Source organism: Kitasatospora cinereorecta (assembly GCF_024172095.1).
In the GTDB taxonomy this organism is placed as follows: Bacteria; Actinomycetota; Actinomycetes; order Streptomycetales; family Streptomycetaceae; genus Kitasatospora; species Kitasatospora cinereorecta.
Genome location: NZ_JAMZDX010000006.1, coordinates 176,612 through 189,089, shown reverse-complemented (window position 1 = coordinate 189,089; position 12,478 = coordinate 176,612). Strand labels below are relative to the sequence as shown.

The following is a 12,478-nucleotide window of genomic DNA, read 5'->3' as shown; positions in this document are numbered from 1 at the left end:
CGTAGCAAGGCAAGGTGCTGGAGGTTCCGTGGACCTGTCCCTGTCGACCCGTACAGTCGGCGATCGCACGGTCGTCGAGGTTGGCGGCGAGATCGATGTGTACACCGCCCCCAAGCTGCGCGAGCAGCTTGTCGAGCTCGTCAACGACGGTAACTACCACCTCGTCGTGGACATGGAGGGCGTGGACTTCCTCGACTCGACCGGTCTCGGCGTTCTGGTCGGCGGCCTGAAGCGGGTTCGTGCGCACGAGGGTTCGCTGCGCCTGGTCTGCAACCAGGAGCGGATCCTGAAGATCTTCCGGATCACCGGTCTGACCAAGGTGTTCCCGATCCACAACTCGGTGGACGAGGCCGTCGCGGCGACCGACTGATCGCTCTGACCGGATCGGCTGACCGTCAGCTGTTCTGACTCGCGGTCCGCCCGTCGGCGGGTCCCACACGGGCCCGCCGGCGGACGGGGCCGCCAGGCATCGCCCCTGTCGCTCTCCGGAGCCCTGCTCCGGGGCGCTGGGAGCAACCCCGGAGGGGGAAGAGATGGCAACCGTCGAACTTCGATTCAGCGCGCTTCCCGAGCATGTGCGCACCGCTCGGCTGGTGGCAGCCGCCGTGGCAAGACGCGCGGGGGTGGACGAGTCGGTGCTCGACGAAGTCCGGCTCGCGGTCGGCGAGGCCTGCTCGCGTGCGGTCGGGCTGCACCGGCTGACCGGGGCCGATGGTGCCGTTCGGGTCGCCCTCATCGAAGAGGAGAAGCGTTTCCTCATCGAGGTCGAGGACGAGGCCGGCGGCCCACGTTCGGGCTCCGACGGTGGGTCCGGCTCCGCGGCGGGCGGTGACTCCGACGGCGACGACGAACTCGGCCTCGCCGTGATCACCGGCCTGGTCGAGGACGTGGAGGTCGGCAAGGGTGCCGAGGGTGCTCTGATCAGGATGAGCTGGCCCGTTTCCACCGCCTCCATCGGCGTGTGACAGTCGGCGGGTGCCGGCTGGCGGGTAACGCGCGCAGAAGCAGTGAGGTCCGCCGTGGCCCCGCTCCGCCCGGCCTGCCGCCAGGCTCTCGAAATTGACAAATTGTTGAAGTTGGCTGTTCCCTGCTCTCCGGCGCGATCGATTCGGTTCGAGAGGTACGGGAGAAGGACAGCCATGCGTATACGCATCCTGTGGCCGGCCGGGCAGGCGACTGCCGAGCTGCGGTCGACGCCCACCGCCGAGGCGCTCTGGGCGGTGCTGCCGATCAGTTCCAGGGCCAACACCTGGGGCGACGAGGTCTACTTCGACACCGCGGTGAGCGTTGCGCGCGAGGCCGACGCGGCGCAGGTGGTCGAACCCGGCACGGTCGCGTTCTGGACGGACGGGGACAGTCTGGCGCTGCCGTACGGGCCGACGCCGATCTCGCGCGACGGGGAGTGCCGGCTTGCCAGCGCCTGCAACATCCTCGGCGTGCTGGACCAGGACCCGCAGGTGCTGCGGACGGTTCGCAGCGGCGACTCCATCCGCGTCGAGCAGGCCTGACGGCGGGAGAGCATGGGGAGGAGCATCCGACCGGAGCCGGTTGGAGCCGGTCGGAGCGGACCGGGGTGAATCGGAGCCCCGGGGCGGGCGGTTCGGGCGGGCGTGTAGGTTCGCTGGTCGACGTCCGAAACCGAAGGGGCTCCCGGTGACCAACCGACTGCTGACCGTCTCCGCGCTCGGTGCGCTGCTCGCGTTCGGCGCTGTCGCCTGCAGCGGCGACGACTCGGCGAAGCTCGACGGGTGGGCCAAGAGCGTCTGCGACGCGGCCCAGGACCCGATCGCCCAGTCCCGCGCGGCCCTCGGCGACTCGGCGAAGATCCAGCAGGGCGAGGCTCCGGCGGATCTGCAGAAGCGGCTGTCGGCCGACCTCGCGGCGCTGGCCAAGACCAACCAGCAGCTCGCCGACGCCGTCGACAAGGCCGGCGCGCCCAAGATCGACAACGGTGCGAAGGTCCAGCAGGACGCCGTCGGCGAGCTCCGGCAGGCCTCCCAGGGCTACACCGACGCGCAGAAGAAGCTCGACGGGCTGACCAACACCGACCAGGCGAAGTTCGCCGACGGCCTGCGGAGCGTCGGCGACTCGGTGCAGCAGCTCTCCCAGATGTCCACCCAGGCGCTGAACTCGCTCCAGAGCGGCACCCTCGGGGACGCGATCAAGAAGCAGCCGGGCTGCAAGGCCGGCCCGTCAGCGCCGTCCGGGGCCGGTGCCTCCGGCAGCCCGGCCACCGGCGCGTCGGGCGCCCCGGCCACCGGGGCTTCGGGAACTCCGGCCACCCCCTCCGGTGCCGCCCCGTCCGGCAGCGCCACGCCCGTCCTCTCCGTCGGAGCGGCGCCCAGCGGCAGCCCGTCCAACTGACGCGCTCGGCATGTCCCGCCCCTCCCGGTGCCGAGCCGGGCGGGGCGGCAGGCCCGCGCGGCCTGCGGGTGCGGGGGTAGTGGGGCGGGTCGGGGGAGAATGGCGGGGTGACCAAGACCCCCGTTCTCGAACCCACCCGTCTGGCGAGGCTGCGCGAGGCGCTGCTCGCCGCCTCGTACACCGCCGACGGCTGCCTGGACCTGCTCGGGCCGACCGGGTACGCGGCGCTGGCCCGGAGTGAGGCGGTGCCGGCGCTGAGGGCGACCAGGGGCGGTACGCCGCTGGAGACGTTGCTGCGGCTGTTCCTGCTGCAGCAGCCGGTGCCGTACGCCGCCGCGGCCGCGGCGCTGCCGGTGGAGGACTGCCTGGCCGACGGCTGGCTGACGCGGGACGGTGAGCAGGTCAGGGCCACGGTGGACGTGCGGCCGTACGCCAACGAGGTGGCCGGGCTGCCGAGCGCGGACGCGTGGGTGGTCTCGGACCTCGGGTGCGCGGTCGGTGGTGCGGGCGGGATCGGTTCCGGGGAGACCGCGGCCGGGGTGGCCCGCAAGGACCTGGTGCTCGGGGTGGGCGGCGCGTCCACCACGCTGGCCAATCTGGCGGTGCGGCGGCCGGTGCGTTCGGCGCTCGACCTGGGGTCCGGCTCCGGGGTGCAGGCGCTGCACGCCGCCCGGCACGCCCAGCGGGTGACCGCGACCGACCTCAACCCCCGCGCGCTGCACTTCACCCGGCTGACCCTGGCGCTGTCCGGGTTCGAGAACGTGGAGACCGTCGAGGGCAGCCTGTTCGAGCCGGTGACGGACCGGAGGTTCGACCTGATCGTGTCGAACCCGCCGTTCGTGATCTCGCCGGGCGGCCGCTTCACCTACCGTGACGGCGGGATGGCCGGCGACGAGCTGTGCCGTTCGATCGTCAAGCGGGCCACCGCGCACCTGGAGCCGGGCGGGTACTGTCACCTGCTGGCCAACTGGCAGCACGTCAAGGGCGAGGACTGGCACGAGCGGCTGGCCGGCTGGGTGGCCGGCACGGGGCTGGACGCCTGGGTGGTCCAGCGCGAGGTGCAGGACATCGCCCAGTACGCCGAGCTGTGGTTGCGCGACGGCGGCGACCACCGCGGCCCGGGCTCGGACTACCAGGCGCGCTACGACGAGTGGTTGGACGCCTTCGAGGCCGCCCAGGTGGAGGGCATCGGCTTCGGCTGGATCACCCTGCGGGCCGGCGGCGCCGCCGACCCGACCGTCCGGATCGAGGAGTGGCCGCACCCCGTCGAGCAGCCGCTGGGCCCGCACATCGAGGGCTGGTTCGCCCGGCAGGAGTTCCTGCGCACGCACGACGACGCCGCGCTGCTGGGCGCCCGCTACGTGCTGGCGGACGAGGTGGTCCAGGAGCAGGTCGGCGCACCCGGCGCGGAGGACCCCGAGCACGTGATCCTGCGTCACAACCGCGGCATGCGGCGGGCGACCAAGGTGGACACGGTCGGGGCCGGCTTCGTCGGTGTCTGTGACGGCACCCTGGCGGCGGGCGAGATCGTCGACGCGATCGCGCAGCTGCTCGGCGAGGACCGCGTGGTGCTGCGCGACCGGGTGCCGGAGTCGCTGCGGATGCTCACCGAGCAGGGCTTCATCCAGCCGGTGGGGTGATGCCGGGCGGCGTCGCTGGGTGACCTGGAACGTCCAGGTCACCGGCGGCCGGGTCAGGGGTGGTAGAGCTCCGAGATCCGGGTGATGTGGCCGGCGCCGTCCACCGTGATGTCGTAGGTGCCGCCGAAGCAGTTGTACGGCGCGGGCGGCTCGCGGTGCGCGGCACAGTCGTTGACGTGCTGGACCAGGACGCTGAGCGGGACGCCGGCCGAGCCGACCCCGGATGTCATGGTGACGAGTTCGGCGGTGGCGCCGGCCGCGAAGGTGTAGGGGCCGAAGCTGCCGACCGCCTCCCAGTAGCCGTCGTTGTCGACCTGCGGGCCGCACACGAACCGGGTCGCCCGGGCGTTCAGGCCGGTGGCGGTCGCGGACGTGGCGTTGATCACCTTGTGGCCGGGGTGCTGGGCGGCGGCGGTGCAGTCCGGTGTCGGCGCCGCCTTGGTGGCGCCCGTCGTGGGGGTGGCGGGTTTGCCCGCTTTCGTCGCGGTGGGGGAGGCGGTGCCGGCCGTACCGGCCGACGCGGTCGGGGATGCGGTCGGCGCGGCGGAGGCGGTGGGCGCCGTCGACGCGGTGGCGGACGTCTGCGCGGCGGGGGCGGAGCCGTCCGGGTCGCAGGCGGTGAGGGCGAGCACGGCGCCGGCGAGCAGGGCGGTGGTGGCGAGCAGTCGGTGCGCGGTCATGGCTGAAGTCCCCCTGGAGTACCGGTGGTTGGCTGCGATCCGGTATCGGTGCACACGGCGGGCGGGTGGCCGCCGGTTGCTGCGGTTGCCCGGCTGTGACACGGCGGGCCCGTACTGTGACAGAGCGGGCCCGTGCTGTGACAGATCCGGTCGGACGGCTCCGGTCCACGCGTCGTGGCAGGCGGGCGTGGTCCGGGCGTGTCCCTTTGCGGGCGGGGGCAGTTCACCCATTGGCCCCCTGCGCGTTGCCGGTCGTACGTCGAACGTCAGTCCGGGGTTGTCCACGGGCTGCGACGCTGCCGTCCACAGGCTGTGGACAGTGCGGGGAGGGGCCGGGTGGAGACGCCGACGACACTGGCGGGCGGAGCCGTTCTCATACTCTTCGGCGGCGCACTCCTGCTCTGGTGCGCCGTGGAACTGCGTCTTCGCCACCGCCTCCGCCGCCACGGGGTCGCGGCGACGGCGCGGGTCGTCGCCGACAGCGGCCCCTTCGGCCGTGACCACGACGACACCTTCGGCGAGCTCGACAGCGCCCCGCTGATCGCCTACACGGCGGTCCACGCGTCCGCCGGGGGCGGCCACCTGTCAGGCGCCGGCGGCCGGGAGCTGCACGCGGTCGAGGACGAGGGCCAGCCGAGCGAGTCGGTGCTGGCCCGTCCGCGCGGGCACACCCCACTGCGTCGGCCGCTGCACCTCGTGCCCGGCACGCTGGTGCAGGTCGCGTACGACCCCCGCCGCCCGCGCCGGGTGGTGCTGGCCGCGCACGAGGATGTTCCGACGCTGCCGGCCGATCTGTTCTGGGCGCTGCTGGGCATTGCCGCCCTGGCGGGCGGGCTCACCCTGCTCGGCGCCGCCCTCCGCTGATGACCGGCGTCCCCTGACAACTCCGTCCCCTCATCACGGCCGCCCCTAATCAACCGCCGTCCCCTGACAACGGCCGTCCCCAGATCACAGTCGGTCCGCAGGACGGTCCAGCCCACGACGGCGCCTGGCCCATGACGGTGACCGCCCTCGACGGCGGCTGGCCGAATACCGCCGCCTCGCGACCCGGGCCGTCCGCCCGAAACCCCTCCGATCTGTGTCGCGATGGCGCGATCACACGCTCGATTCAGGCCAAAGCGGCACCGCGCCACCCCCTCCACGCGGCGCAAAGGCGCATCATCGGGTTACCGTTCGAGTGGCGTCGGTCGGCCTTGCCGGTGAAAAACCCGGATCCGTCCGTTTGACAAGGGTGGCCGGGGTACGGTCACACTCCGCTGGTGGGGCTGTCGCTGGGCGGCAGCCCAGGAGCAGACACAACCGACCGGGAGAGAAGAGCGAAGGTGTCCCCGAGCAGCGAGACCGCGCACGGCAAGCGACTCGTCATCGTCGAGTCGCCGGCCAAGGCCAAGACGATCAAGGGCTACCTCGGCCCCGGGTACATCGTCGAGGCCAGCGTCGGGCACATCCGCGATCTGCCCGGCACCGCTGCCGAGGTTCCGGACGAGTACACCGGTGAGGTCCGGCGGCTCGGCGTCGACGTGGACCACGACTTCGCCCCCATCTATGTGGTCAACGCGGACAAGAAGTCCCAGGTGACCAAGCTCAAGTCGCTGCTGAAGGAATCCGACGAGCTCTTCCTCGCCACCGATGAGGACCGCGAGGGCGAGGCCATCGCCTGGCACCTGCGGGAGGTGCTCAAGCCCAAGGTGCCGGTGCACCGGATGGTCTTCCACGAGATCACCAAGGACGCCATCCAGGAGGCCGTCCGCAACCCGCGCGACCTGAACCAGCGCCTGGTGGACGCCCAGGAGACCCGCCGCATCCTCGACCGCCTCTACGGCTACGAGGTCTCGCCGGTGCTGTGGAAGAAGGTCATGCCGAAGCTCTCGGCGGGCCGCGTGCAGTCGGTGGCGACCCGGCTCGTGGTCGAGCGCGAGCGGGAGCGGATGGCGTTCACCAGCGCCCACTACTGGGACCTGGTCGGCGCCTTCGCCACCGGCCGGACCGCCGCGGACGCGGCCAACCCGGAGTCCTTCGGCGCCCGCCTGGTCAGCGTGGACGGCAGGCGGATCGCCTCCGGCCGCGACTTCGGCCCGGACGGCCGGCTGCGCGACGCCGCGCAGGCCGCCAACACCCTGCACCTGGACGAGCAGGCCGCCCGTGCGCTGGCCGCCGCCCTGGAGCAGACCGCGTTCTCGGTCCGCAGTGTCGAGTCCAAGCCGTACCGCCGCTCGCCGTACGCCCCGTTCCGCACCACCACGCTGCAGCAGGAGGCCAGCCGCAAGCTGGGCTTCGGTGCGAAGCGGACCATGCAGGTGGCCCAGAAGCTGTACGAGAACGGCTTCATCACCTACATGCGTACCGACTCCACCACGCTCTCGGAGACGGCGATCACGGCCGCCCGGGCGCAGGTCACCCAGCTGTACGGCGCCGACTACCTGCCGGACGCGCCGCGCGTGTACGCCTCCAAGGTGAAGAACGCCCAGGAGGCGCACGAGGCGATCCGCCCGTCCGGCGACCGCTTCCGCACCCCGGCCGAGACCGGGCTGGCGGGCGACGACTTCCGGCTGTACGAGCTGATCTGGATGCGCACCGTCGCCTCCCAGATGAAGGACGCGGTCGGCCAGTCGGTGACCGTCCGGGTCGGTGGCCGCTCCGCCGACGGCCGGGACGCCGAGTTCTCCGCCTCCGGCAAGATCATCACCTTCCACGGCTTCCTGAAGGCCTACGTGGAGGGTGCCGACGACCCCAACGCCGAGCTCGACGACCGCGAGCGCCGGCTGCCCAACGTCACCGAGGGCGACCCGCTGGCCGCCGAGCGGATCAGCCCCGAAGGCCACTCCACCAAGCCCCCGGCGCGCTACACCGAGGCCTCCCTGGTCAAGGAGCTGGAGGACCGGGAGATCGGCCGGCCGTCCACCTACGCGTCGATCATCGACACGATCATCAACCGCAAGTACGTCTTCAAGAAGGGCACCGCCCTGGTGCCCTCCTTCCTCTCCTTCGCGGTCGTCAACCTGCTGGAGAAGCACTTCGGCCGCCTGGTCGACTACGACTTCACCGCCAAGATGGAGGACGACCTCGACCGGATCGCGGCCGGTCAGGCCGAGTCCGTGCCGTGGCTGAAGCGCTTCTACTTCGGCGAGGGCGAGGGCGCGGGCACCGCCGCCGAGGCCGGCAACGGCGACGGCGACCACCTGGGCGGCCTCAAGGAACTGGTCACCGACCTGGGCGCGATCGACGCCCGCGAGATCAGCTCCTTCCCGATCGGCGAGGGCCTGGTGCTGCGGGTCGGCCGCTACGGCCCGTACGTGGAGAAGCCGTCGGCGGTCGAGGGCGAGCCCGGCCAGCGCGCCGACATCCCCGACGACCTGCCGCCGGACGAGCTGACCGTCGAGCTGGCCGAGGAGCTGCTGGCCAAGCCCAGCGGTGAGCGGGTGCTCGGCACCGACCCGGTCAGCGGCCACCCGCTGGTCGCCAAGGACGGCCGGTACGGCCCGTACGTCACCGAGGTGCTGCCCGAGGGCACCCCGAAGACCGGCAAGAACGCGGTCAAGCCGCGCACCGCCTCGCTCTTCAAGACGATGTCGCTGGACACCGTCACCCTGGAGGACGCGCTGCGGCTGCTCTCGCTGCCCCGCGTGGTCGGCAGCGACGCCGAGGGCAACGAGATCACCGCGCAGAACGGCCGCTACGGCCCGTACCTCAAGCGCGGCACCGACTCCCGCTCGCTGACCAGCGAGGACCAGCTGCTCACCATCTCGCTGGAGGAGGCGCTGGCGATCTATGCCCAGCCCAAGCTGCGCGGGCGGGCGGCCGCCGCGGCGCCGCTGAAGGAGCTCGGCACCGACCCGGTCAGCGAGAAGCCGGTGGTGGTCAAGGACGGCCGGTTCGGTCCGTACGTGACCGACGGCGAGACCAACGCCACGCTTCGCAAGGACGACGAGGTCGAGACGATCACCCCCGAGCGCGGCTACGAGCTGCTCGCCGAGAAGCGGGCGCGCGGACCGGTGAAGAAGACCGCCAAGAAGGCCCCGGCGAAGAAGGCGACCGCGACCAAGGCGACCGCCACCAAGACGGCGGCGAAGAAGACCGCGGCGAAGACTGCGGCGAAGAAGACCACGGCCGCCAAGAAGACGACCGCGAAGAAGACGGTGGCCAAGAAGACGGTGGCGAAGACGACCGCCGCCGGGACGGCCGCGAGCTCCGCGGCCGAGCCCGAGGAGGGCTGAACCGACCATCGAGCGGGGGTCCGTGCCGGTGCACGGGCCCCCGCTTGTGTTCGAGGTGCGTTCGGTGCGTCACAACCGTGTCATGACCGGGATCCGGACGGGTGTACCCCTCATTTGCGCCATCGCCCGCCCGCTACGCTGACCGTATGACGAGCGAGGAGCAGCCCCCACCGAGCACCGCCGCACCCGTCCTCCCGGACGTGGCCCCCGCCGGCACACCCGGCGAGCGGGCCCGCGCGCTGCTGCGGATGCGGCCGTACCGACGGCTGTGGACCGCGCAGCTGGTCGGCGGCACCGCGGACCGGTTGGCACTGCTCGTGCTGGTGCCGCTGACCGTGGTCGCCGCGGTCGTCGGCGGACAGTTCGGCACCGGCTACCGGTCGCTCGCCCTCGCCGTGGCCGCGCTCTTCGCCGCCCGGCTGGTGGCCACCGTGCTGATCGGCGCCGCGCTGCTCGGACCGGTGCACGCCCTGCTCGGCGGCCCGCTCGACCGGCGCTGGACGCTGTTCGGCGCGGACGTGCTGCGCGCCGTCCTGATCGGCATCGCCCCCTGGTGGGTGATCTGGACGCCCGACTCCGCCACCTGGGCGCTGCTGGCCACCGCCTTCGCGGCCGGCGTCGCCGAGCGCTTCTGGACCATCGGCAAGGCCGCCGCCGTGCCCGGCCTGCTGCCGGTCTCCGAGCAGCAGCCCACCCCGTCCGCCGCCGCGCTCGACGCGGTGCGCACCCTCGACGTCCGCACCGGCTGGGCCGCCGTCCCGCTGGCCGCCACCGCGCTGATCGGCCTCACGCTGCTCAACAACGTGCTGGCCGCGGTCGGCTCGGACTGGCTGCGGGTCAACCAGTCCACCTCTGCCGCGCTCGGCGCCGCGCTGCTGTTCGCCGGCTCCGCCGTACTGATCTTCCTCCAGGAGCTGCCCGCCGGAGCCTCCGTCGCGCCGCGCTCCCCGCTCCAGGGCCTGCGCGCACCCACCGACGCCACCCCCGGCCCGGCGCTGCGCAAGGGCCGCACCGGCAGCGCCCCCTACTTCACCTTCGCGGTCGCGGCCGGCTACGCCGCGATGGCCGGTGTCGCCGCACTCGGCCTGCTGACCGCCGTCGACCACCGCGCCGGGCCGATCGGCTACGGCCTGCTGGTGCTCGCCGCGGCCGGCGCCCCGGCGATCGGCATCCGCTGCACCCGGGCCACCCTGCCCGCGCTCTCCCGCCGCCGACTCCTCGCGCTCGCCCTGCTGGTGGAGGGCGTGGCCCTGATCCTGGCCGGGCTGGTGCTGGACTTCGTCCTGGTACTGCTGCTCACCGTGCTGGCCGGCCTGGCCGCCGGTGTGGTGATCTCCACCGGTCGCACCCTGCTCGCGCAGGAGATCGAGGAGAGCCGGCTGCCCAAGGTCACCGAGCACCTGTACGCGGTGCTGCGGGCCGTGGTGGGCACCGCGCTGGTCGGCCTGCCGCTGCTCGCCGCCGCGTACGGCGAGGTCGAGTACGGCGAGGTCCGGCCCGGCAGCTTCACCTTCATCCACGGCGGCGCGGCGCTGGCCGTCTCCACCGCCGGCCTGCTCACCCTGGTGCTGGCCGCGGTCGTACTGCTGAAGACCGACGACCGCCGCGGCGAGGTGCCGTTCGGCCGCGAGCTGCTGCAGGCGGTGCGCGGCGAGACCGCCCCGGCCCCGCACCGGGCCGCCGGTACCGGCTTCTTCATCGCCCTGGAGGGCGGCGACGGCGCCGGCAAGTCCACCCAGGCCCAGGCGCTCGCGGAGTGGATCCGCAGCAAGGGCCACGAGGTGGTGCTGACCCGCGAGCCCGGCGGCAGCCCGATCGGGCAGCGGCTGCGCGCGCTGGTCCTGGACGTCGGCAACACCGGCCTCTCGCACCGCGCCGAGGCGCTGATCTACGCCGCCGACCGGGCCGAGCACGTGGAGAACGTGATCCGTCCCGCGCTGGCCCGCGGCGCCGTGGTCATCACCGACCGCTACATGGACTCCTCCATCGCGTACCAGGGCGCCGGGCGCGACCTGGCCGCCACCGAGGTCGCCCGGATCTCGCGCTGGGCCACCGGCGGACTGGTGCCCGACCTGACCGTCGTCCTGGACGTCGACCCGGGCGCCGCCCGCGAGCGCTTCACCGAGGCGCTGGACCGGCTGGAGTCCGAGCCCACCGAGTTCCACCAGCGGGTGCGCGCCGGCTTCCTGGCGCTCGCCGCCGCCGACCCGGCCCGCTACCTGGTCGTCGACGGCTCCCAGCAGCCCCCGTTCGTCACCACCGCGATCCGCCACCGTCTCGACCGGGAGCTGCCGCTCTCCGGGCAGGAGCGGGTCGCCAAGGCCGAGCAGGAGCGGCTCGCCATCGAGGCCGCCGAGCGGCGCCGCGCCGAGGAGGCCCGCAAGGCCGCCGAGGAGGCCGAGGCCGAGCGCAAGCGCCAGGCGCTGCTGGAGCAGCTGCGCGCCGAGCAGGCCGAGAAGGAGCGTCTGGCCAAGGCCGAGGCCGAACGGGTCGCCGAGGAGGAGCGCCGCAAGGCCGCGGAGGCGGCCCGGCTCGCCGCCGAGGCCGCGGCCGCCCAGCGGGCCGCGGAAGAGGCCGAGCGGCGCCGTGCCGAGGAGGCGCGGCTGGCGGCGGAGGCCGAGGAGCGCAAGCAGCGCGAGGCCGAGGCGGCCGCGCAGGCCGAGCTCCAGCGGCAGCGGGAGCTGCAGCGCGAGGAGCAGCGTCGGCGCGCCGAGGAGGCGCTGCAGCGGGCCGAGGAGGCCCGGCTCGCCGCCGAGGCCCGGGCGGCCGCCGCAGCCGCGGCCGCCGAGGTCGCCGCGGAGGTCGCCGCCGCCGAGAAGACCCGGTCCGAGCGGAACACCTCCGCGGAGGAGACGGACGGGACGGACGAGAAGGGCCAGCCCGAGGCGAAGGCGGGACCCGAGGCGAAGGGGCCCGAGGCCGTCACCGCCGCGCTGCCCCAGGTGAAGGGCGATGACCAGCCGACCAAGGAGATCCCTGAGGACGTCCGGAAGGCGGCCGTCGCAGCGGCCGAACGTACGGCCGTGCTGCCGAAGGTGACCGACGAGACGGCTGTGCTGCCCAAGGCGGTGGACGAGACCGCGGTGCTGCCGAAGGTGACCGACGAGACCGCCGTGCTCCCGAAGGCGGTGGACGAGACCGCGGTGCTGCCGACCGTCCCGGCCGAGGCCGCGCAGGACCGGGTCCCGCCGGGCCTGTGGCGTCCCGAGCCGGACGACTCCAGCGACACCCGCGAGCTGCGGCCGCGTCCGGACTGGGCGGAGGAGACCCCGCTCGACGACCTGCCGAGCCTGACCGACACCCTGCTCGGCTCGCGCGACGAGTGGGCGCGCTGGGAGGCGCCGGACGAGCCGGAGGACGGCGCCACCGGTACCGGCGGTGCCGCCGGCACCACGGGTGACGACGGCAACGGCGGTCAGGGTGGCCGGGACGGCCAGGGTGGGCCGCGCGGTCGGGGCTGGAAGCGGCGCAAGGACTGATCCCGCGACCGTCCACGACGGAGCGCGCAGGGCGTGCAGGGGTGCGGGGCGTGGGTCGCCCCGCACCCCTGTTGCCGTTCCGGGCGTACGGGGCCGGGCGG

9 protein-coding genes are annotated in these 12,478 nt (G+C 73.5%); 8 read left to right on the top strand and 1 reads right to left on the bottom strand.

The window, feature by feature from the left end:
* The first annotated feature begins 28 nt into the window (after window positions 1-28).
* The 5 genes from bldG to FHR36_RS30095 all read left to right on the top strand — a co-directional run bounded on the left by bldG (window position 29) and on the right by FHR36_RS30095 (window position 4,004).
* Window positions 29-370: an anti-sigma factor antagonist BldG gene (gene bldG, locus FHR36_RS30115; protein ID WP_014136695.1), complete on the top strand. Its 342-nt coding sequence runs from the start codon at window positions 29-31 to the stop codon at window positions 368-370.
* Between the two features lie 163 nt (window positions 371-533).
* Window positions 534-965: an ATP-binding protein gene (locus FHR36_RS30110; RefSeq protein ID WP_253802303.1), complete on the top strand. Its 432-nt coding sequence runs from the start codon at window positions 534-536 to the stop codon at window positions 963-965.
* A 174-nt stretch (window positions 966-1,139) separates the two neighbouring features.
* Window positions 1,140-1,508 (top strand): cyclophilin-like fold protein, encoded by a 369-nt coding sequence (locus FHR36_RS30105; RefSeq protein ID WP_253802301.1) that lies wholly within the window; start codon window positions 1,140-1,142, stop codon window positions 1,506-1,508.
* 145 nt (window positions 1,509-1,653) lie between these two features.
* Window positions 1,654-2,364: a small secreted protein gene (locus FHR36_RS30100; RefSeq protein ID WP_253802300.1), complete on the top strand. Its 711-nt coding sequence runs from the start codon at window positions 1,654-1,656 to the stop codon at window positions 2,362-2,364.
* Between the two features lie 107 nt (window positions 2,365-2,471).
* Window positions 2,472-4,004 carry a DUF7059 domain-containing protein gene (locus tag FHR36_RS30095; protein ID WP_253802298.1) on the top strand — a complete coding sequence of 511 codons (1,533 nt, stop codon included), beginning with the start codon at window positions 2,472-2,474 and terminating at the stop codon, window positions 4,002-4,004.
* Between the two features lie 53 nt (window positions 4,005-4,057).
* On the opposite strand, the gene FHR36_RS30090 is transcribed toward FHR36_RS30095, so the two are convergent.
* Window positions 4,058-4,684, bottom strand: a complete 627-nt coding sequence (locus FHR36_RS30090; RefSeq protein WP_253802296.1) for a hypothetical protein — start codon at window positions 4,682-4,684, stop codon at window positions 4,058-4,060.
* Between the two features lie 336 nt (window positions 4,685-5,020).
* Here FHR36_RS30090 and FHR36_RS30085 point away from each other — a divergent pair, with 336 nt between their 5' ends.
* The 3 genes from FHR36_RS30085 to tmk all read left to right on the top strand — a co-directional run bounded on the left by FHR36_RS30085 (window position 5,021) and on the right by tmk (window position 12,377).
* Complete coding sequence (locus FHR36_RS30085) at window positions 5,021-5,548, top strand: DUF3592 domain-containing protein (RefSeq protein ID WP_253802294.1); 528 nt, start codon at window positions 5,021-5,023, stop codon at window positions 5,546-5,548.
* A gap of 458 nt (window positions 5,549-6,006) precedes the next feature.
* Complete coding sequence (gene topA / locus FHR36_RS30080; RefSeq protein WP_253802292.1) at window positions 6,007-8,898, top strand: type I DNA topoisomerase; 2,892 nt, start codon at window positions 6,007-6,009, stop codon at window positions 8,896-8,898.
* A 146-nt stretch (window positions 8,899-9,044) separates the two neighbouring features.
* Entirely contained in the window at window positions 9,045-12,377 is a 3,333-nt protein-coding gene (gene tmk / locus FHR36_RS30075; RefSeq protein WP_253802290.1) for a dTMP kinase, read from the top strand.
* The last annotated feature ends 101 nt before the right edge of the window (window positions 12,378-12,478 follow it).